The sequence below is a fragment of the Mycobacterium sp. NGS68 genome, assembly GCF_059812195.1.
Genome location: NZ_JCALCE010000005.1, coordinates 199,007 through 219,411, shown reverse-complemented (window position 1 = coordinate 219,411; position 20,405 = coordinate 199,007). Strand labels below are relative to the sequence as shown.

Annotated in this window: 18 protein-coding genes; 4 read left to right on the top strand and 14 right to left on the bottom strand. The window is 67.9% G+C overall.

What is annotated here, in order from left to right; genetic code table 11:
* Positions 1 to 11 precede the first annotated feature (11 nt).
* The 7 genes from fabG1 to AC5Y5V_RS08700 form a co-directional block, all read right to left on the bottom strand.
* Positions 12 to 761, bottom strand: a complete 750-nt coding sequence (gene fabG1, locus AC5Y5V_RS08730) for a 3-oxoacyl-ACP reductase FabG1 (RefSeq protein WP_499932875.1) — start codon at positions 759 to 761, stop codon at positions 12 to 14.
* Between the two features lie 212 nt (positions 762 to 973).
* Positions 974 to 1,981, bottom strand: a complete 1,008-nt coding sequence (locus AC5Y5V_RS08725; protein WP_499932871.1) for a VWA domain-containing protein — start codon at positions 1,979 to 1,981, stop codon at positions 974 to 976.
* On the bottom strand, positions 1,978 to 2,889 hold the full coding sequence (locus tag AC5Y5V_RS08720) for a DUF58 domain-containing protein (RefSeq protein WP_499932974.1): 912 nt from the start codon (positions 2,887 to 2,889) through the stop codon (positions 1,978 to 1,980). Before AC5Y5V_RS08720 ends, AC5Y5V_RS08725 begins: the two co-directional genes overlap by 4 nt.
* 50 nt (positions 2,890 to 2,939) lie before the next feature.
* Entirely contained in the window at positions 2,940 to 4,070 is a 1,131-nt protein-coding gene (gene moxR1 / locus AC5Y5V_RS08715; protein ID WP_499932868.1) for a chaperone MoxR1, read from the bottom strand.
* Between the two features lie 163 nt (positions 4,071 to 4,233).
* Positions 4,234 to 4,956, bottom strand: coding sequence for an NlpC/P60 family peptidoglycan endopeptidase RipB (ripB, locus tag AC5Y5V_RS08710; RefSeq protein WP_499932866.1), 723 nt, complete (start codon positions 4,954 to 4,956; stop codon positions 4,234 to 4,236).
* Between the two features lie 9 nt (positions 4,957 to 4,965).
* Positions 4,966 to 6,387 carry an NlpC/P60 family peptidoglycan endopeptidase RipA gene (ripA, locus tag AC5Y5V_RS08705; RefSeq protein ID WP_499932864.1) on the bottom strand — a complete coding sequence of 474 codons (1,422 nt, stop codon included), beginning with the start codon at positions 6,385 to 6,387 and terminating at the stop codon, positions 4,966 to 4,968.
* Between the two features lie 246 nt (positions 6,388 to 6,633).
* Positions 6,634 to 7,173: an Rv1476 family membrane protein gene (locus AC5Y5V_RS08700; RefSeq protein WP_499932972.1), complete on the bottom strand. Its 540-nt coding sequence runs from the start codon at positions 7,171 to 7,173 to the stop codon at positions 6,634 to 6,636.
* A 195-nt stretch (positions 7,174 to 7,368) separates the two neighbouring features.
* Here AC5Y5V_RS08700 and AC5Y5V_RS08695 point away from each other — a divergent pair, with 195 nt between their 5' ends.
* Positions 7,369 to 10,188, top strand: coding sequence for an aconitate hydratase (locus AC5Y5V_RS08695; RefSeq protein WP_499932862.1), 2,820 nt, complete (start codon positions 7,369 to 7,371; stop codon positions 10,186 to 10,188).
* A 22-nt stretch (positions 10,189 to 10,210) separates the two neighbouring features.
* Positions 10,211 to 10,774: a TetR/AcrR family transcriptional regulator gene (locus AC5Y5V_RS08690; RefSeq protein WP_499932860.1), complete on the top strand. Its 564-nt coding sequence runs from the start codon at positions 10,211 to 10,213 to the stop codon at positions 10,772 to 10,774.
* 81 nt (positions 10,775 to 10,855) lie between these two features.
* Here the strand turns inward: AC5Y5V_RS08690 and AC5Y5V_RS08685 are convergent, their stop codons facing one another.
* From AC5Y5V_RS08685 to AC5Y5V_RS08655, 7 genes are all read right to left on the bottom strand, one after another.
* A complete protein-coding gene (locus AC5Y5V_RS08685; RefSeq protein ID WP_499932857.1) occupies positions 10,856 to 11,041 on the bottom strand; it encodes a helix-turn-helix domain-containing protein in 186 nt (61 codons plus the stop codon).
* Positions 11,042 to 11,190: 149 nt separating this feature from the next.
* Positions 11,191 to 12,819, bottom strand: a complete 1,629-nt coding sequence (locus AC5Y5V_RS08680; protein WP_499932854.1) for an ABC-F family ATP-binding cassette domain-containing protein — start codon at positions 12,817 to 12,819, stop codon at positions 11,191 to 11,193.
* Between the two features lie 19 nt (positions 12,820 to 12,838).
* A complete protein-coding gene (locus tag AC5Y5V_RS08675; protein WP_499932852.1) occupies positions 12,839 to 13,648 on the bottom strand; it encodes an enoyl-CoA hydratase in 810 nt (269 codons plus the stop codon).
* A gap of 39 nt (positions 13,649 to 13,687) precedes the next feature.
* Complete coding sequence (gene trxA / locus AC5Y5V_RS08670) at positions 13,688 to 14,050, bottom strand: thioredoxin (protein WP_499932850.1); 363 nt, start codon at positions 14,048 to 14,050, stop codon at positions 13,688 to 13,690.
* Positions 14,051 to 14,159: 109 nt separating this feature from the next.
* Positions 14,160 to 14,459 carry a CDGP domain-containing protein gene (locus tag AC5Y5V_RS08665; RefSeq protein ID WP_499932847.1) on the bottom strand — a complete coding sequence of 100 codons (300 nt, stop codon included), beginning with the start codon at positions 14,457 to 14,459 and terminating at the stop codon, positions 14,160 to 14,162.
* 17 nt (positions 14,460 to 14,476) lie between these two features.
* Positions 14,477 to 15,091 (bottom strand): antibiotic biosynthesis monooxygenase, encoded by a 615-nt coding sequence (locus AC5Y5V_RS08660; protein WP_499932844.1) that lies wholly within the window; start codon positions 15,089 to 15,091, stop codon positions 14,477 to 14,479.
* 180 nt (positions 15,092 to 15,271) lie between these two features.
* On the bottom strand, positions 15,272 to 17,227 hold the full coding sequence (locus tag AC5Y5V_RS08655) for a heavy metal translocating P-type ATPase (RefSeq protein WP_499932842.1): 1,956 nt from the start codon (positions 17,225 to 17,227) through the stop codon (positions 15,272 to 15,274).
* A 247-nt stretch (positions 17,228 to 17,474) separates the two neighbouring features.
* On the opposite strand from AC5Y5V_RS08655, the gene AC5Y5V_RS08650 reads away from it, so the two are divergent.
* Together AC5Y5V_RS08650 and AC5Y5V_RS08645 are read left to right on the top strand one after the other, a co-directional pair.
* Entirely contained in the window at positions 17,475 to 18,437 is a 963-nt protein-coding gene (locus tag AC5Y5V_RS08650; protein ID WP_499932838.1) for an SPFH domain-containing protein, read from the top strand.
* Between the two features lie 114 nt (positions 18,438 to 18,551).
* Positions 18,552 to 20,384 (top strand): acyl-CoA dehydrogenase, encoded by a 1,833-nt coding sequence (locus AC5Y5V_RS08645; RefSeq protein WP_499932970.1) that lies wholly within the window; start codon positions 18,552 to 18,554, stop codon positions 20,382 to 20,384.
* Positions 20,385 to 20,405: the final 21 nt, after the last annotated feature.

The following is a 20,405-nucleotide window of genomic DNA, read 5'->3' as shown; positions in this document are numbered from 1 at the left end:
CTCCTGATGTCCTAGTGCCCCATACCCATGCCGCCGTCCACGGGGATCACCGCGCCGGCGATGTAACTCGCGTCCTCGGACGCGAGGAAGCTGACCACCCCGGCGACCTCCTCCGCGGTGCCGACCCGCTTCGCCGGGATGAAGTCCAGCGCTCCCGCCTGAATCCGCTCGTCCAGCGCGCGGGTCATCTCGGTGTCGATGTAGCCCGGCGCCACCACGTTTGCGGTCACCCCGGCCTTGGACAGTTCGCGCGAGATCGAGCGGGCCATGCCGATGAGGCCGGCCTTGGACGCCGCATAGTTGGACTGGTTGCCGATGCCCCAACTGCCAGAGACTGATCCCACGAAGATCATCCGGCCGAACCGCTTGCGCTGCATGCTGCGCGCGGCGCGCTGGGCCACCCGGAACGCGCCCGTGAGGTTCGCATCGATGACCTTCTCGAACCGCTCCTCGGTCATCCGGATGAGGAACGCGTCCGCAGAGATCCCGGCGTTGGATACCAGCACCTCGACCGCGCCCTGGTGCTCCTCGACCGCTGTGAAGGCGCGGTCGACGGCGTCGTTGTCGGTGACGTCGCACTCGACGCCGAACAGCCCGTCGGGCGCCCCGGATCCGCGGTGCGTGACGGCCACCTTGTGGCCGTCGGCGGCCAGCCGCTGTGCGATCGCCAGCCCGATCCCCCGGTTTCCACCGGTGACCAGCACTGAACGGGATACGAACGCGGGTCTGCCCCCGGCGGGTGCGCTCTCGGTGTCAGTCACCCCGACAACCTATCTTCTCGGCTCGCCGGGACCGAAACCGGCTGCTAGCGTGTCCGGGCCTCACGTCATCCTCGCCGGACTTGTCGGCGACCGCAACAGCCACCGCGACAGCAGGGCAACGGCGACGCCGTTCGCGAGCGTAACCGCACTGCTGAATTCGCGGCCCCAACCCGCAGCCACGTTACGGTCGCGACGGCAAAAGGCCGGAGAGCCTAGTTGGGCAACCGGCGGTTGATCAGCACGGCGGCCAGCGCGGACAGCGCCAGCACGATCGACCCGAGCCGCAACCAGCCGGTGCTGGCGTCGCCCTTGATGGTCTCGTGGCCGATCTGCTCCTGCAGCGTGGAGTAGACCTCTTTGAGCTCCTGCAGGGTTGCGGCGCTGTAGGAATTCCCGCCGGACAACTGGGCGACCTTCTTCATCGTCACGTCGTCCACGGGCACCGGCTGGCGCTGGCCGTTGATCTCGACGAACCCGTACGGGGTGCCGAAGGAGATCGTCGAGATCGGCACGCCCTGGTCCTTGGCGGTGCGCGCGGCGGTGTAGGCGCCCTTGGGGTTGTCCGGGTTGGTCGGCATCGTCTCCTTGCCATCAGAGAACAGCACGATGCGCGCCGGTGGCGGTGTGTCGCCGCCACCGATCACCGCGCCGACCGTGGCGATGGCCTGCAGGCCGGTGAAGATGGCCTCCCCGGTGGCGGTGCGGTCGGCGAACTGCAACTTGTCCAGCCCGGCCTTGGTCGCCGCCCGGTTGGTCGTCGGCTGCACCAGCACAGTCGCGGTCCCCGCGTACGCGATCAGCCCGAGGTTGATCCCGGGGGTCAACTCGTCGGCAAACTGCTTGGCGGCCTCCTGCGCGGCGGCCATCCGATTGGGTTCGACGTCGGTGGCGCGCATCGACTGCGACACGTCGATCACCAGCATCACCACGGCACGGTTGCGAGGGATCTGGACGTCGGTCGTCGGGCCCGCCATCGCGATGGTGAACAGCACCAGCGCCGACACCAGCAGGACCGCCGACAGGTGCCGCCACGCGCTGGGCCGCTTGGGCGCGACGCTGTCCAGCAGCTCGGTGTTGGCGAACCGCAGCATCCGCCGCTGTCGGGCCAGCTGCATGAGGACATACAGCACGACGATGCCCGCGACTGCGAACAGGAACAGGAACCACCACGAATGAACGAAGCCCGACAGCGTCATCGGCCCGAGCAATGGCACCGTCACTGGCGCCCCGCCATGGACCCGCGCCGGCGCGACTCCACGAAGCGGACGATGTCGGCGATCCAGTCCCGGTCGGTGCGCAGCGTGAGCAGCGGCGCACCGCAGCTGCGCAGGGTGCGGGCGACCTCGGCGCGGTGTGCGGCCGCGGCGCGGGCGAAGTCGTCGCGCAGCTGCGCGTCGATGGTGTACTCGCGGGTGACGCCGGTCTCGGCGTCCTGCAGAACCACGTCGCCGACGTCGGGAAGCTCGACATCGCGGGGATCGAGCACCTCGATGCCCAGCACCTCGTGCCGGCCGGCGATCGCGCGCAGCGGGCGGGTCCAGTTGATGGGTCCCAGGAAGTCGCTGATGATGACGGCCATGCCGCGGCGACGCTGCGGCCGGCGCAGCGCGTCGATCGTCCTGGCCAGGTCGCCGCGCACCCCCGGCGGCGCCTTGGGCATGGTCGCGATGGTGCGCAGCAGGGTGTGCTGATGCTGACGCCCGCTGCGCGCCGGCACCCGCACGACGGTCGCGCCGTTGTCGATCAGCGCGCCGAACCGGTTGCCGCCGCCGCTGTTGAGGAAGTTGATCGCGGCCGCCGCCGCCACCGCGAGGTCGCGCTTCTCGCAGAAGGCGGTGCCGAAGTCCAGGCTCGCCGACAGGTCCACGACCAGCCAGGTCTCCAGTTCGCGGTCGGCAATCATCTGCCGGACGTGCGGGTGGGTGGTGCGTGCGGTCACCGACCAGTCCATCCGGCGCACGTCGTCACCCGGCTGATAGAGGCGCGACTCCCCTGGCTCCGAGCCAGGCCCCGGGATCAGGCCCAGGTGGTCACCATGCAGCACACCGTCGAGCTTGCGGGTGACGGTGAGTTCAAGAGAGCTCAGCGCGGCCGCCAACTGCGGGTCTTCGATGTCGCCGCGCTGCATCGACGGCGGATGCCTTGGACCTGGCGGTTGCGCGCCGGGATGCGCGTTTGTCACCGAGCGACAGTCGCGGTCGCGGTCTGCGACTGCATCACCGGGCCCACCGAATGTCCTTGTTGCGGAACGGCGTTGATCTGCGGCATGGCGACCGTCTGCAGGACCCGGTTGATGACGATCTCCGACGAGATCTCGTCGGCGAGCGCGTCGTAGGTGAGCACCAACCGGTGGCGCAGCACGTCGGGAATGACGTCCACGACGTCCTGCGGGATCACGTAGTCGCGCCCGCGGACCAGCGCCAGCGACCGGGCGGCGGCGATGATGCCCAGCGACGCACGCGGCGAGGCGCCGAACGCGATCCAGCTCTTCACGTCGTTCATACCCAGTTGCTCGGGGGCGCGGGTGGCGAAGACGACGCGGACCACGTAGTCGACCAGCGCGTGGTGGACGAAGTTGTTGGCCGCGACATCCTGCAGCCGCGTGAGGTCGCCGGTGGTCAGGATCTGCTTGGGCTCCGGCGGCCGCACACCCATGCGGTAGATGATCTCCCGCTCTTCCTCCGGCGACGGGTAGCCAACGTTGATCTTGAACAGGAAGCGGTCACGCTGCGCCTCCGGCAGCGGGTAGACGCCCTCGTGTTCGATCGGGTTCTGCGTGGCCATCACCAGGAACGGGTTGGGCAACGGGTAGGACTTGCCGCCGATGGACACCTTACGTTCCTGCATGACCTCCAGCAGCGCGGACTGGACCTTGGCGGGGGCGCGGTTGATCTCGTCGGCGAGCAGGAAGTTGGCCACCACCGGGCCCAGCTCGGTGTCGAACTCTTCCTTGCCCTGCCGGTAGATGCGGGTACCGATGATGTCGGTGGGTACCAGGTCGGGGGTGAACTGGATGCGCGAGAACGTGCCGCCGACGACCTTGGCGAAGGTCTCCACGGCCAGCGTCTTGGCCACGCCGGGAACACCCTCGAGGAGCACGTGGCCTTTGGACAGCAGCCCGACGAGCATCCGCTCCACCAGCTGGTCCTGGCCGACGATGATGCGTTTGACCTCGAAGATGGCCCGCTCCAGCGTGTGTACCTCGGCGGCCAGCCCGTCAGAGCCGCCAGGGCCGCTGGGGGCCGCCTCGTGAGCGCCCCCGCCCGAGTAACCGCCGGCGCCCGGGGGCAGCCCACCTGCTTGCGTCATCAACACCCTCCACAGCTCATTCCGACACGACATGCTGACACGACTGCTGACACAAAAAATGTCGCGGGGCAGCGGCGTGCCCTCGTTCAACTATTCCAGGCCACTCGGATTCCGTCGACGCCACCATTAGCGGACGGCCGACCAAGCCCTACCGGGCGCAGCGTCAGTACTCGATGATCCGCGTCAGAAATGGCGTCATGCCGGGCTTGCGCACCGGGCTGATGGTGACTTTGCCGGCCAGGCTGGACGCTTCCAGCATCTGGCCGTTGCCCAGGTACATGGTGACGTGCTGGCCGCCGTTCGGGCCGTAAAAGATCAGGTCACCGCGTCTGGCCTCGTTGGGGGGGATGTGACGGCCGGCGTTGTACTGGTCGCCGGAGAAACGCGGGATCAGCACGCCGACGCCGGCGAACGCGTAGCGCATCAAGCCCGAGCAGTCGAAGCCGTTGATGCCCGCGCCCTCGCCGACGCCCTTGCTGGGCCCGTCCAGCGAGCCGCCGCCCCACGAGTACGGGACCCCCATCTGGGACCCGGCCCGCTTGATCACATACTCGATCGCCTGCCGGCCGTTGGCCCGCGGAATCCGGCTGCCGGTGGTGCTGCTGGCGGCGGGGCTGCCGCCGAGGTTGATGCCGAGCCCGCCGAGGAACTGCTTGCCCAGGTCCAGCGTGGTCTGGGTGGCCTGCGCGGTGGCCTGCAGTGACGCATTGGCGACGGCCAGCGGATCGCCGGGCGCCCCGGCGCTGATCGACGCCGGCAGGGTGGGGTCCCACGCCCCCGGGTCGGCGCTTGCCGGACCAGCCGGCATGGCCAGCGACAACATCAGCCCGGTCACCACGGCGGTGATCCAGGCGAGGCTGAAATGACGAAAAACTCTGCGGCGCATAGGACCTCGTTAGTACTCGATATAGCGGATTACGAAGGGGGTCATGCCGCTGGTGCGCACCGGGGCGACGCGCACCTTCAGGCCGATGTCGGGCGCCTCGAGCATCTGGCCGTCGCCGAGGTAGATCGTGACGTGCTGGCTGCCGCCGGGCCCGTAGAAGATGACGTCGCCGCGGCGCATCTGCGCGGTCGGGATCTTGCGGCCCAGGTTGTACTGCGAGCCCGAGTAGTGCGGCAGCTTGATGCCGACGCCGGCGAACGAGTACAGCACCAGGCCCGAACAGTCGAAGCCGGTGATGTTGGCGCCGGAGTCGATGCCGTGACTCGGGCCCGCCGCGTTGCCGCCGCCCCAGGAGTAGGGCACCCCGATCTGCGACATGCCGCGGCGGATGACGTACTCGGAGGCCTGCCGCCCGTAGACGCGCGGGATCCGCCCCTGCGTCGAACCGGTCGGCGCGTTGGTGATGCCGGTGTCGGTGGGCTTGAGAATGCCCAGCTGCTGCAGGAAGCTGCGGCCCATCTGGGCGGTGACCTGCGTGGAGGTGGCCGAGATGCCCAGCACCTGGTTGATCACCGCGATCGGGTCGCCCTGGATGTTGGCGCTGGGTACCTGCGGCAGCGTCGGGTCCCAGCCGTCCCACCGGCGTCCGCCGATCGGCGGGACGCTGCTCGGTGACCCCGGGTCCCACCGGTCACCCGCACCCGGGACGACGGGAGCGCCTCCGCCGGCCGACCAGCGGGCCGCCTCCAGTCGGGCCACCGCCGCGTCGCGCTCGGCGGCCAGCCGGTTGACCTGGTCGCGCTGCTCGTCGAACTTGTGTTGGGTGTCGGTCAGCGCCCGGACCGCCGCGTCCTGGCTGGTCTTGGCGTCCACGGCGGCCTTGTCGGCCCGTTGCTTGGCCGCGCGCGCCGCCGACTCCTTGTTCACCTGTTCGGTCCGGGCGCGCAGCAGGTTGGTCATCACGGTCTGGGCGCTGGCGTTGAGCGTCTGGGACGCGGCCGCGGTGGCGATGATTTCGTCGGGATTGCGCGCGCTCAGGTAGCTTCCCGGCGGGCCGCCCATGTAGGTCGCCGCCGCGTAGGTGTTGAACCGCCGCTGCGCCGAGGCGATGGCCGTATTGGCGTCCTTGACGGCCTGCTGGCTGGCGGCCAGTTCGCGGTCGGCCGCGCCGGCGTTTTCGCGGGCAGTCTCCACGTCGACGATGGCCTTGTTGACGCTTTGCTGCTCGGTTTCGACCAGCGCGGTCAGGTCTTCGAGTCGCTGGTTCGCCTTGGCGACGTCGGCGATCAGCGCGGCCATGCTGTCGGCACCGGGATCACCGACGGCCAGCGGCGCGCAGGCCAGCAGTGCCACGCTCAGGACCGACGGAATGGCCGGTCGCACCAACCTTGCGGCTGGTCGCGACACGAAGCCACGGCGGTTCCGTCTCATTCGCAGCTCTCCTACGGCTTAACGCACACGGATGGCACCGATCACATTTTTCACACAAAGCGCCAAAGACAACATGAGCATCAATCGCACCGTACGTCACATCTGACGCCGTGGAAACGACAGTCACAAACTGCGTTCTGGACGTAGGTTTAATGTGACCGAATGGTGATCTGCGGTGTTTGCCGCACGAAACCGCGGTAACTCACCGGCCGATGCCGGCGGAACCCGGGAGAGCCGAAAAGCGTGCTAGACGACCTGAGCGGACGCTTCCGGCCCGCCGTCCTCGGCCTGGGCCGAGGTTGCTGTGCGCCTGCCGCGCAGTTGCATGAATCGGGTGCCCACCGCCGCCGCCAGCACCACAATCAGCAGCAGAATCGTCAATCCACTCCAGGGAAACTCGGGAGTGCTCAGTTCGTTCAAAAAGTTATTTGCCGAAACCACCGGGTTGCCTGTCTTGGCGTGATCCTCGCCGGCCTCGAGCGTGACGCGCGGGTAGTGCGAGCTGTAGCTGCCGACGAAGTTGGGGCTCAGCGTGAGAACCGTGGCGTCCGGGTAGTCGGCACCGACCACCGTGGAGATGTCGCGCAGCGGCGTGTCATGCGGCGGGTTGTGGTCGAGCAGCACGATCTTGAGATTGATGCCTTCGGCGTGCGCCTGGTCGACCACTTCGAGCAGGCCCGCCATGGCGACGGGCGGCGCGCTGACGCCGCTGGCCTTGACCTGGGCCTTGATGAACGTCATGTCGACGTCTTTCGGGATGTAGAGCGGCAGCGCATCTCCCGTCATCGCGTCCCCTTCCACCTGAAACCGCCACGTGCAGAACGCACGTTACGCGACATGACCGAAAAGGGTTCCAACGCGCGCCCCACACGACGAGACTGAACAACGGGTGCCGCTTTAAACAGGACAAGCGTACTGTTAAAGTATCACCGTTCGTCGACACGGCCCGTCGGCGGAAGAACTTAATCCTCGGGAGTTGATGTGACCAGCAAAGATTCTGTGAACTCGTTCGGAGCCCGCGACACTCTCCAGGTCGGCGACGACAGTTACCAGATCTATCGTCTCGACGCCGTTCCGAATACCGAGAGACTTCCCTACAGCCTGAAGGTGCTGGCCGAGAACCTGCTCCGCAACGAAGACGGCAGCAACATCACCAAGGAGCACATCGAGGCCATCGCGAACTGGGATCCCGAGGCGGAGCCCAGCATCGAAATCCAGTACACGCCGGCCCGCGTGGTGATGCAGGACTTCACCGGCGTGCCCTGCATCGTCGACCTGGCGACCATGCGCGAGGCCATCGGCGACCTGGGCGGCAAGGCCGAGAAGGTCAACCCGCTGGCGCCTGCCGACCTGGTGATCGACCACTCGGTGATCGCCGACCTGTTCGGCCGCGAGGACGCGTTCCAGCGCAACGTCGAGATCGAGTACGAACGCAACGGCGAGCGCTACCAGTTCCTGCGCTGGGGGCAGGGCGCGTTCGACGACTTCAAGGTGGTGCCGCCGGGCACCGGAATCGTGCACCAGGTCAACATCGAATACCTGGCGAGCGTCGTGATGAACCGCGACGGGGTGGCCTACCCCGACACCTGCGTGGGCACCGACTCCCACACCACGATGGTCAACGGCCTCGGCGTTCTCGGCTGGGGCGTGGGCGGCATCGAGGCCGAGGCGGCCATGCTCGGCCAGCCGGTGTCGATGCTGATCCCCCGCGTCGTCGGCTTCAAGCTGACCGGCGAGATCCAGCCCGCCGTCACGGCCACCGACGTCGTGCTCACCGTCACCGAGATGCTGCGCAAGCACGGCGTCGTCGGCAAGTTCGTCGAGTTCTACGGCGAGGGCGTGGCCGAGGTGCCGTTGGCCAACCGCGCCACGCTGGGCAACATGAGCCCCGAATTCGGTTCCACCGCGGCAATTTTCCCGATCGACGAGGAGACCCTCGAGTACCTGAAGTTCACCGGCCGCAAGCCCGAGCAGCTGGCGCTGGTCGAGGCCTACGCCAAGGAGCAGGGCATGTGGCACGACCCGAGCCACGAGCCGAAGTTCTCCGAATACCTCGAGCTCGACCTGTCCACCGTGGTGCCCTCGATCGCGGGGCCGAAGCGCCCGCAGGACCGGATCCCGTTGTCCGACGCCAAGTCCACCTTCCGCGAGCAGATTCCGAACTACGTGGGCGACGACGACGACAGCCAGGACTACTCGAAGCTGGACGAGTCGGTCGAAGAGTCGTTCCCGGCCAGTGACCCCGGCTCGGTGTCCAACGGCCACGCCGACGACGTCCCGGTGGAGAAGTCGGCCGCCGCGCACGCCAAGGGCCGCCCGAGCAACCCGGTGGACGTCAAGTCCGACGAGTACGGCGAGTTCGTGCTCGACCACGGCGCGGTGGTGATCGCCGCGGTCACGTCGTGCACCAACACCTCCAACCCCGAGGTGATGCTGGGCGCGGCGCTGCTGGCCCGCAACGCCGTCGACAAGGGCCTGACCTCCAAGCCGTGGGTGAAGACCACCATGGCGCCGGGTTCGCAGGTGGTCAACGACTACTACGACAAGGCCGGCCTGTGGCCGTATCTGGAGAAGCTGGGCTTCTACCTGGTCGGGTATGGCTGCACCACCTGCATCGGCAACTCCGGGCCGCTGCCCGACGAGATTTCGAAGGCCATCAACGACAACGACCTCTCGGTGGCCGCGGTGCTGTCGGGCAACCGCAACTTCGAGGGCCGCATCAACCCGGACGTCAAGATGAACTACTTGGCGTCGCCGCCGCTGGTGGTGGCCTACGCGCTGGCCGGGACCATGGACTTCGACTTCGACGAGGAACCACTCGGTAAAGACAAGGACGGCAACGACGTCTACCTGAAGGACATCTGGCCGTCGCAGAAGGACGTCTCGGACACCATCGCCTCGGCGATCAACCAGGAGATGTTCACCAAGAACTACGCCGACGTCTTCAAGGGCGACGAGCGCTGGCAGAACCTGCCCACCCCGAGCGGCAACACCTTTGAGTGGGACCAGGATTCGACGTACGTGCGCAAGCCTCCCTACTTCGAGGGGATGTCGGCCGAGCCGGAGCCGGTCAGCGACATCACCGGCGCCCGGGTGCTCGCGCTGCTGGGCGACTCGGTGACCACCGACCACATCTCCCCCGCCGGCGCGATCAAGCCGGGCACCCCGGCCGCGCAGTACCTCGACGAGCACGGCGTCGAACGCAAGGACTACAACTCCTTTGGCTCACGCCGCGGCAACCACGAGGTGATGATCCGCGGCACGTTCGCCAACATCCGGCTGCGCAACCAGCTGCTCGACGACGTCTCCGGCGGCTACACCCGCGACTTCACCCAGGATGACGCGCCGCAGGCGTTCATCTACGACGCGGCGCAAAACTATGCGGCACAGGACATTCCGCTGGTGGTGCTGGGCGGCAAGGAATACGGGTCCGGGTCCTCGCGGGACTGGGCCGCCAAGGGCACGCTGCTGTTGGGTGTGCGGGCGGTGATCACCGAGTCCTTCGAGCGCATCCACCGTTCCAACCTGATCGGCATGGGCGTCATCCCGCTGCAGTTCCCCGACGGCGAGTCCGCGGAGTCGCTGGGGCTGGACGGCACCGAGGTGTTCGACATCACCGGGATCGAGGAGCTCAACGAGGGCAAGACGCCGAAGACGGTGAAGGTCAAGGCCACCAAGGAGGGCAAAGACCCGATCGAGTTCGACGCGAAGGTGCGCATCGACACCCCCGGTGAAGCCGACTACTACCGCAACGGCGGCATCCTGCAGTACGTGCTGCGCAACATGCTGAAGTCGAGCTAGCGGCGCACCCCCAACCCCTACGGTGCCCAAAGTCAGCGAGGACCATCTGGCGGCGCGCCGCCGCCAGATCCTCGACGGCGCACGCCGGTGCTTCGCCGAATACGGCTATGAGAACGCGACGGTTCGGCGTCTGGAGAAGGCGATCGGCATGTCGCGCGGCGCGATCTTTCATCACTTCCGGGACAAGGACGCGCTGTTCTTCGCGCTGGCGCACGAGGATGCCGAGCGCATGGCGGACGTCGCGTCGCGCGAGGGCCTGATCCAGGTGATGCGCGACATGCTCGCCGCGCCAGAGCAGTTCGACTGGCTGGCCACCAGGCTGGAGATCGCGCGCAAGCTGCGCAACGACCCCGATTTCAGTCGCGGCTGGGCGGAGCGTTCCGCGGAGCTGGCGGCGGCCACGACCGATCGGCTGCGCCGCCAGAAGGAAGCCCACCGGGTGCGCGACGACGTTCCCGGCGACGTGTTGCAGTGCTATTTGGAACTCGTGCTCGACGGCCTGGTGGCCCGCCTCGCCGCGGGCGAAGACACCCGGCGGCTGGCCGCCGTGCTGGACCTGGTGGAAAATTCGGTGCGGCGCAACTGAAGTCGTTTGGCGAGTGGTAACGCCACTGCGAACAAAGGGACGACGAGATTTCGCAGTGACGCTACGACTCGGGTCTGTGGGCTAGTCGTGCCTGTGGCGACGTGAGGTGTGGTTCGGGCCGCCACGGCTGCGCATCGTAGTGCCCGATTCGAGCAGCATGCTGTGCACGGATCCGTACGACCTGCCGGTGCTCGCCACCAGCGTGCGGATACTGGCCCCGCCCTCATAGGCGTGGCGCAGCTCGTGCAATAGCTGATCGCGCGTCATCTTCGACTTTATGACTGGGTTTCGCACCGGCCCCCTCCACGCTTCGACACGATCGGCAAGCACCCAGCGTAAGAATCAATTGACGCTCGCGTGGTAAATTCGGCGAAATCGCCTGCAGCCGAAAGCGCCTCGGCTCCGCATCCGAGCGGTCAGGCCAGCTCGATGAGGTCCCGATACTCTTCGGACCAATAGTCCTCGGTGCCGTCGGGCAACAGCACCACGCGCTGCGGGTCGAGCGCCTCGGCCGCCCCGGGGTCGTGCGTCACCAGCACCACCGCACCTCGGTAGCTGCGCAGCGCGTCGAGCACCTGCTCGCGCGAGGCGGGGTCGAGGTTGTTGGTGGGTTCGTCGAGCAGCAGCACGTTGGCCGTGGACGCCACCAGACCGGCCAGCGCGAGCCGCGTCTTCTCGCCGCCGGAAAGGGTGCCCGCGAGCTGGTCGAGCTGCGGACCGCTGAACATGAACGCCCCGAGCAGGCCGCGCAGGTCCTGTTCGCCGGACTCGGGCGCGGCGTGGCGGATGTTCTGCCAGACGGTCGCGTCGTTGTCCAGCGTGTCGTGCTCCTGCGCGAAATAGCCGATCCGCAAACCGTGTCCGGGTTCGAACATGCCGGTGTCGGGTGTCTCGGTGCCGGCCAACAGCCGCAGCAGCGTGGTCTTGCCCGCGCCGTTGAGCCCCAACACCACCACCCGTGAGCCGCGGTCGATCGCCAGGTCCACGCCGGTGAACACCTCGAGCGACCCGTACGTCTTGCTCAGTCCCTTGGCCACCAGCGGCGTACGTCCGCACGCGGACGGGGTCGGAAACTTGATCCGGGCCACCTTGTCGGCCACCCGCTCCTCGTCCAGCGCCGCCATCATCCGGTCGGCGCGACGCAGCATGTTCTGGGCCGCAACGGCTTTGGTGGCCTTCGCGCCCAGCTTGGCGGCCTGGCTGCGCAGCGCGGTGGCCTTGCGTTCGGCGTTGGCGCGTTCCCGGCGACGACGCTGCTCGTCGGTGGCCCGGGCGTCCAGGTACTTTTGCCAACCCATGTTGTAGACGTCGACCTCACCGCGGACGGCGTCGAGGTACCACACCCGATTGACGACCTCGGCGATCAGATCGACGTTGTGGCTGATGACCACCAGTCCGCCGGTGTGGGTGCGCAGGAAATCCCGCAGCCAGCCAACCGAATCCGCGTCGAGGTGGTTGGTCGGCTCGTCCAGCAGCAGCGTGGTGCCCGAACCCGCGCCGCTGTCGGATGCGGCGAAGAGAATGCGCGCCAGTTCCACGCGCCGCCGCTGGCCCCCGGAGAGGGTGCGCAGTTGCTGCGTCAGGACCCGGTCGGGCAGGCCCAGGCTGGCGCAGATGCGGCCGGCTTCGCTTTCGGCGCCGTAACCGCCCAGGGCGACGAAGCGCTCCTCGAGCTGACCGTAACGGCGGATCGCGCGGTCGCGGGCGTCGTCGTCGGCGACCTCGGCCATCAACGCCTGCTGCTTTTCCAGGTCGGTCAGCAGCGCGTCCAGGCCCCGCGCCGACAGCACCCGGTCGCGGGCCAGCACGTCGAGGTCGCCCTCTTTCGGATCCTGTGGCAGGTAACCGATTTCGCCGGCGCGCGTGACCGACCCGGCGTACGGCTCGGTTTCGCCGGCCAGGATGCGCAGCGTGGTGGTCTTGCCCGCCCCGTTGCGCCCGACCAGCCCGATGCGGTCGCCCGGCTGCACCCGCAGATCCGGGCCGTCCGGTGAGAGCAGGATGCGCGCGCCAGCGCGGACCTCGAGGTCCGTGGCCGTGATCACTATTGCTCCCTTGTTTGCGCTACTTGTCGTCGGTGAACACCGGTGGCCGTCGTTCCGCCCGCGCGTTGACCGCTTCTTCGAAGTTTTCGGTGAGCAGACGGACGAACAGCTGGCCCAAGCCTTCGGCCTGCATGTGCGATTCCAGGCTACCGGCGTCTAGTCCACTCCAGAGTGTGCGCTTGGTCAACTCGATTCCCGGCCGGGAGAACATCGCGATGCGTGCCGCGATCGCGTAGCAGGTGTCCAGCAGCTGGCCTTCGGGCACCCGGTTGGAAACCAGCCCGATCCGCTCGGCCTCCTCGGCGCTGACGTCGCGGCCGGTGAGCATGATCTCGAAGGCGCGCGACGACCCGATGGCGCGCGGCAGCAGGTAGCTCAGACCCAGCTCGCTGGCGGTCAGGCCGTTGTTGATGCCCGCGGCCCGGAAATAGGCGCTGGTGGAGGCCACCCGGATGTCGGCGGCCAGCGCCAGGCACAGCCCGCCGCCGATCGCCGGGCCGTTGACGGCGGCGATCACCGGCTGATGCAGCTTCCGCAGCGCCAGGATGACCTCGTCGAGCAACTCCATGGACCGCAGCGCGTACGTCGGCCGGGTCAGCCCGTCGACGTTGGGCACGGACCCCGCGGACTTGTGGTCGGCGCCGGACGAGAATCCCCGGCCGGCCCCGGTCAGCACGACGACACGCACGGAGTTGTCGTAGGTGACCTTATCCAGGGCTTCCTTGAGCGGCACCATGACGTCGAACGCCATGGAGTTCATCCGCTCGGGCCGGTTGAGGGTTATCAGCGCCACCCCGGGGCGCGGGTTGTCGACGAGGACCAGATTCACCTTAGAAAGGTATCGCGTGTCTCGCCGGACGGCGCTGCGTCAGACTTCTTCGGCGCCGGCGGCATCGGCCGCGGCGTCCACGTCGAAGGCCTTCACCTGTTGCACCAGGTCCTCCAGTTGCGCGGGAGGCAGCGCGCCCGCCTGGTTGAACAGCAGCTTGCCTTTCTTGAACGCCATCAGCGTCGGGATGGAGCGGATCTGAGCGGCCGCCGCCAGTTCCTGCTCGGCTTCGGTGTCAACCTTGGCGTGCACCACGTCGGGATGCTTCTCCGCCGACTGGGCGAACGTCGGCGCGAACGCCCGGCAGGGGCCACACCAGGACGCCCAGAAGTCGACCAGCACGATGTCGTTGTCGTTGATGGTGTCGTTGAACTGCGCAGCAGTGAGGTCTCGGGTAGTCACGTCCCCCTTAACGCGGCACGTGGGTGCTGTTGTTCCCGGTCGCGACTGTGTCGCTTATGTACGTCCGCATTCCGTCCATAGCCGCCACACTCGGCGAGCTGCACCGGGCTCAGTCGTCGATGTGCACCGGTGGATCACCGAAGCCGAGACCGGCAGGGTGCTGGTCTGGACCCATCAGATCGCAGCGCTTCTCGGGCACCAGGAATGAGCTGGCGCCGCTGGGCACCCAGGTCGGGACCGCCACGCAACGTTGCCAGGTGCCGTCGGGCTGGACGGGCCCGTCGCACTTGCTGAGCACCCCTCCGCCGTACAGGCAGCCGGCGTGGGCGGGCGGCGCCGCGAAAACCAACGCCCCGGCCGCCAGCACGGCCGGGCTGGCGAACAAAGCGGCGATCTTGGCTGCGGTCATAATTGTCCCCTTCCGCTTCAGCCCGCCACCCTCAGGTGCGCGAGGGCCAACTCGAACTCGCCGACGTCGTCCTGGTCCAGCCCAAGGTCGCCGAGCATCGCCGTCCGCATGGAGCCGGTCGCGTCCGCGGTGTGCTGCATGGCTTCCAGACTGTCGAATGTCACGGACGACACCGCGCGCGCGGCCGTCGGGTCGACCATCAGGCTGGCGCTGCAGAAGCCGTCGAAATCCTCGATCGACGGCAGCATTTCCCGCTGGTAGAAGTCGATGGCGTGCTCGAACAGCTCGGGCCGCGCCTTGAGCCACGTGGCACGGACGCAGGCGCCGGGACCTGAATCGCGATCGCGGCGCACGACCGCGATCTGCCACAGGTTGTCGATCGGCGGGCCACCGAGAATGTCGGCGCCCCGCTTGTGCTCCACCAACATCTGCTCGGCGCTGGCGTGCATGGCCTCTTTGGTTCGCCATGAGTTGGTCGCCACGCACCTGCCGGACCCGCGGTCGACCAACACGGACATGCCGAGGCAACCGTCGGTGCGCTGCAGGATGGGCCAGGTGACGTCGCGAAAATGCGCGATTCCGGCGTCGATCTGCGCGGGTTGCGCGTGGATGGTGGTTGAGCGTGCGTACAAGGTCGGCCCATCTCATGTCGGAGCGGCGCCCCGGCGGCGCCAGCGGCCCACCCGCTAGCTTTCTCCTACCGATTCACGCTGGCAATCCGCAATACCGGCGGCGAGGTTCAGCCCGCAACACGTCGGTGACCTCGCCGAGCGCGAATGCCCTGCGAAATCCCCGCGCGGTAAATACCGGCACTAGGCGGACGCCGCGGCCCGCCACGACCGGTTGGTCAGCAGCCGCATCCCGTTCAGGGCGACGAGCAGCGTGGACCCTTCGTGGCCGGCCACACCCAGCGGCAGCGGCAGCTGACCGAATAGGTCCCAGAGCACCAGGACGCTGATGAAGCTGGCCGCGATCGTCAGGTTGACGACCACGATCCGGCGCGCCCGCCGGGCCAGCCCGATGATGGTCGGAATGGTGTGCAGTTCGTCGCGCACGGTGACGCCGTCGGCGGTCTGCAGGGTGAGGTCGGCGCCGGCGCCCATGGCCACCGACGTCCGGGCCGCCGCCATCGCGGGCGCGTCGTTGACGCCGTCGCCGACCACCAGGACCCGGTGACCGCTGGCCTGCAGCGCGCGCACCGCCTCGACCTTCTGCTCGGGCAGCAGCGCCGCACGCACGTCGGTGATCCCGGCCTGCTGCGCCACCCGGCGAGCGGCGAGCCCGTTGTCCCCCGTCAGCAGCACCGGCGGCGCGGAGGTCAGCGCGGTCAGCGACGCGACGGACCGCGCGGCGTCGGAACGCACCTGGTCCGTCAAGCCCAGCACGCCGACGGCGACACCGTTGACGAGCACGATCGCGGCGGTGGCGCCCGACTCGACGATCCCGGCGAGTTGCGCGACGGGTGCGCCCCGATAGCTGTGCGGGCTGCAGACCTCGACGAAGTCGCGACCGACAGCGGCGCGCACGCCGCGACCCGGCAGCGCACGGAAATCCTCGGCGTCCGGGATGTCGATGCCACGCAACCGGGCTTCCTCGACGATGGCGCGCCCCAGCGGATGCTCGCTGGATTGTTCTGCGGCAGCCGCTAATTGGAGGACTCGGCGACGGTCGATGACGTCCAGCGGCTCGACGGTGGTGACCCGCGGCACGCCGCACGTCAGGGTTCCGGTCTTGTCCAGCGCCACGATGCTGGTGTCGGCGAGGTGTTCGACCACGACCGCGGACTTGACCAGCACGCCGTGGCGGCCGGCGTTGGCGATGGCCGACAGCAACGGCGGCATCGTGGCCAGCACCACGGCGCACGGCGACGCCACGATCATGAACGTCATGGCGCGCAGCAGCACCGCCTGCATGTGGGCGCCGAAGAGCAGGGGAATGACGATCAGCGCGATGGTGGCCGCCACCACCCCGACCGAGTAGCGCTGCTCGATTTTCTCGATGAACAGCTGCGTCCGGGCCTTGGTGGCCGACGCCTCGGCCACCAGCTCGACGATGCGGGCGACGACGGAGTTCGACGGATCGCGGGTGATTACCAGCTGCAGCACGCCCGACCCGTTGACCGTGCCGGCGAACACCTCGTCGTCGCGGCCCTTGGCGACGGGCATCGACTCACCGGTGATCGAGCACTGGTCCACCTCCGACGAGCCGGACACCACGACACCGTCGCCGGGTATGCGCTCCCCCGGCCGCACGACCACCCGGTCCCCCACCACCAGCTCGTCGGCCGGCACCACCCGCTCGCGGCCGTCGCCGTCGACCACCACGGCTTCCTCGGGCGCCAGGTCCAGCAGCCCGCGGACGGAGTCCGCGGTGTGGCGGGTGGCGACGTCGTCGAGCGCACCGGACGTGGCGAAGATGACGATCAGCAGCGCACCGTCGAAGATCTGCCCGATCGCGACGGCCCCGATGGCCGCGACGATCATCAGCAGGTCCACGTCGAGCGCCTTGTTTCGCAGCGCCTGCGCGCCCGCCCACGCCGAGCCCCATCCGCCGGCCAGGTAACAGGCGAGATACAGCGTCCACCAAACACTCTGGGGCGCGCCGTTGAGTTGGGCCGCCAGACCGGCAAGGAACAACGCCAGCGCGACGGCCGCCCATCGCACCGACACCACCGTCCACAGCGCCGCCCGCCAACTCAACGGCCTTGCGATTCGATCACGATCGAGACAAGCCTCTTGAGCGGTTGCTTCCGGGGCGATGAGAGTCATTCCGGCGGCCTCACAGGGGTGGTGGGGTTCGGCTGAGAACAAGCAAAGCTTATAGAGGCAGACATCTACGTATGTCTCAGTTTTATTGCGGTATGCAATTGAATTGGCATATGCGGCAAGCCAATCGGGGGCGGCGTCAAACGACGATGCTAGATTTCGCGACCCCGCTTCCCCCAATTGCGCGGCGGGCGCGCGACCAGCGCTACATTCATATGTCGCCACGGTGCGCTCACCAAGAGGAGAAGCCATGTCCGGATCTTTCGTTGTGGCCATCGTCTTCTATGCCCTCGCGGCGCTCGCCGGTGCCGCGTGGCTGCTCACGGGCCGGACGCGGCTGAGCGTCGCTTTCGCCGCCGGCGGCGTTCTCACCCTCGCCGTGCTGCTGACACTCGTCGCCAGCTACGACCGGGTCGACACCCGCAACGTCGGCATCATCACCGAATTCGGGCGTCCGGTGAGCGAGCACGGGGCCGGGATCGTTTGGCACGCACCGTGGAAGAGGCTCAGCGAGCTGTCCGAAGCCGTTCAGCTGCAGGCGTTCGAGTCCAACAGCTACGAGGACGCGAGCAAAGGACTGGGATCCAACGGGAACCCGGCGGCCATCAACGTACGGCTGGCCAACAACAGCAACGCCTACGTGGACGAGAACCTGAACTGGCGGCTCCGAGAAGGCGCCGCGCCCAAGCTGTTTCAGGACTACGGCGGCGCCAACGTATTCAACACCATCAAAGAGCAACTGGTCGACCGTCAGGCCCAGGTGGCGCTGTCCAAGGTGTTCGCCACCTTCAACCCGCAGATCATGACGGCCGCACAGGCCAGCGCGCCCGGAGCCAAACCCCAGCAGAACGCCCCGGCGCAGGGCGCCGACCTGCCGGCGATGGCGGCGCAGGTCAAGCGCGATCTGCAGGAAGCGGTGGGCAGCGAGGTCGAGATCCTGGACGTGCGGATACCCCGCATCTTCTACGACCCGCCCACGCAGCAGCGGATCGACGCCTACAACCAGAAGGTCCAGGAAACGCTCAACGCCGCCCAGGACGTCAAGACCGCAGAGCAGCAACGCCTTGCCGCCGAGCAGCGGGCGAGCCAGCCGCCGCCGGACCTGCGCATCGCGATCTTCAACTGCATCACCGACCAGGTGCGCGCCGGCAAGGATCCGGCCGGTTGCTGGGGTCAGATCGGCGGCCAGCCGCTGATCCAGATTCCGCACTAGACCTGGACGTTTTTGCGACTGCTCAGCGCTGATAGCCGCAGGTTACGGTTGCGTACGTTTTCCCGAGTCGACCACACTTAGGGCGCCGATTTTCCGCCAGTGGAGGGAACCGCATTGGGCCACTACATCGCCAACGTCCGTGATCTTGAGTTCAACCTGTTCGAGGTCCTCGACGTCGGCGCCGTCCTCGGCACCGGACAGTACAGCGACCTCGACGTCGACACGGTCCGGACGATCTTGGCCGAGGCCGCGCGCCTGGCGGAGGGGCCGATCGCCGACTCCTACGCCACCGCCGACCGCAATCCCCCGGTATTCGATCCCGAGACGAACAGCATCGGCCTGCCCGACGGCGAGTTACTCAAGTCGGTGGACGCGATCAAGGAAGCCGGGTGGTGGCGCCTGGGCCTGGCCGAGGAGATCGGCGGCATCGCCGCGCCGCCGCCGCTGACCTGGGCGGTCGCGGAAATGATCTTCTCCGCCAACGCCTCCGCGTGCTTCTACGTGATGGGGCCGCCGATGGCCCGCGCGCTCTACATCGAGGGCAATGACCAGCAAAAGCGTTGGGCCGCAGAGGGATTGGAGCGCGGCTGGCAGGCGACCATGGTGCTCACCGAGCCCGACGCGGGATCGGACGTCGGGGCCGCGCGGGCCAAGGCCATCGAGCAGCCCGACGGCACGTGGCACATCGAGGGCGTCAAGCGGTTCATCTCCGGCGGCGACGTCGGCGACACCGCGGAGAACATCTTCCATCTCGTGCTGGCGCGGCCCGAAGGGGCCGGGCCGGGCACCAAGGGCCTGAGCCTGTTCTACGTGCCGAACTACCTCTTCGACCCGGACACGCTCGAACTCGGCCCGCGCAACGGGGTTTTCGTGACCGGGCTGGAGCACAAGATGGGCCTGAAGTCCTCGCCGACGTGCGAGGTATCGTTCGGCATCACCGACGTGCCCGCGGTCGGGTATCTGGTGGGCGACAAGCACAACGGGATCGCGCAGATGTTCACCGTGATCGAGAACGCCCGCATGACGATCGGCGTCAAGGCCGCCGGCACGCTGTCCACGGGCTACCTCAACGCGCTGGCCTACGCGAAGGAGCGGGTGCAGGGCGCGGACCTGACGCAGATGACCGACAAGACCGCGCCGCGGGTCACGATCATGCACCACCCCGACGTGCGGCGCAGCCTGATGACGCAGAAGGCCTACGCCGAGGGCCTGCGGGCGCTCTACCTTTATGCCGCGGCGCACCAGGACAACGAAGTCGCACAACGCGTTTCGGGCGCGGATCCGGGCATGGCGCACCGGGTCGACGATCTGCTGCTGCCGATCGTCAAGGGCGTGAGTTCGGAACGGGCCTGGGAGGTCCTGACCGAGTCGCTGCAGACGCTCGGCGGGTCGGGCTTCCTGACCGACTATCCCATCGAGCAGTACCTGCGCGACTCGAAGATCGACTCGCTCTACGAGGGCACCACCGCGATCCAGGCGTTGGACTTCTTCTTCCGCAAGATCGTCCGCGACCACGGCAGCGCCCTGCAGCACGTGACCGCCCAGATCACCCGCACCATCGACACCGCTCACGAGTCGCTGAAGCCGCACGTCGAGCACCTGCAAGCCGCCCTCGAGGACGTCACCGCGATGACGGCGGCGCTCACCGGATACCTGATGTCCGCGGCCGAGCACGCCACCGACATCTACAAGGTGGGCCTCGGCTCGGTGCGCTACCTGCTGGCCGTCGGCGACCTGTTGATCGGCTGGCTGCTGCTCAAGCAGGCCGACATCGCGCTCGCCGCGCTGGAGAAGGGGCCGTCGGTCGGCGACGAGGCGTTCTACAAAGGCAAGATCGCCACCTCGGCGTTCTTCGCCAAGAACGTGCTTCCCAGGCTGGCGTCGCTGCGCACCGTCCTCGAGTCGATCGACGACGACATCATGCGGTTGCCCGAGGAAGCGTTCTAAAAGACACAGACTGTGCACAGC

Coding starts and splice junctions, on each gene's coding strand:
- ripA (WP_499932864.1), bottom strand. CDS start 6,387: ATGAGACGGAACCGCCGTGGCTTCGTGTCGCGACCAGCCGCAAGGTTG.
- AC5Y5V_RS08685 (WP_499932857.1), bottom strand. CDS start 11,041: ATGACGCGCGATCAGCTATTGCACGAGCTGCGCCACGCCTATGAGGGC.
- ripB (WP_499932866.1), bottom strand. CDS start 4,956: ATGCGCCGCAGAGTTTTTCGTCATTTCAGCCTCGCCTGGATCACCGCC.
- AC5Y5V_RS08650 (WP_499932838.1), top strand. CDS start 17,475: ATGTCCGGATCTTTCGTTGTGGCCATCGTCTTCTATGCCCTCGCGGCG.
- moxR1 (WP_499932868.1), bottom strand. CDS start 4,070: ATGACGCAAGCAGGTGGGCTGCCCCCGGGCGCCGGCGGTTACTCGGGC.
- AC5Y5V_RS08720 (WP_499932974.1), bottom strand. CDS start 2,889: ATGCAGCGCGGCGACATCGAAGACCCGCAGTTGGCGGCCGCGCTGAGC.
- AC5Y5V_RS08655 (WP_499932842.1), bottom strand. CDS start 17,227: ATGACTCTCATCGCCCCGGAAGCAACCGCTCAAGAGGCTTGTCTCGAT.
- AC5Y5V_RS08700 (WP_499932972.1), bottom strand. CDS start 7,173: ATGACGGGAGATGCGCTGCCGCTCTACATCCCGAAAGACGTCGACATG.
- AC5Y5V_RS08665 (WP_499932847.1), bottom strand. CDS start 14,459: ATGACCGCAGCCAAGATCGCCGCTTTGTTCGCCAGCCCGGCCGTGCTG.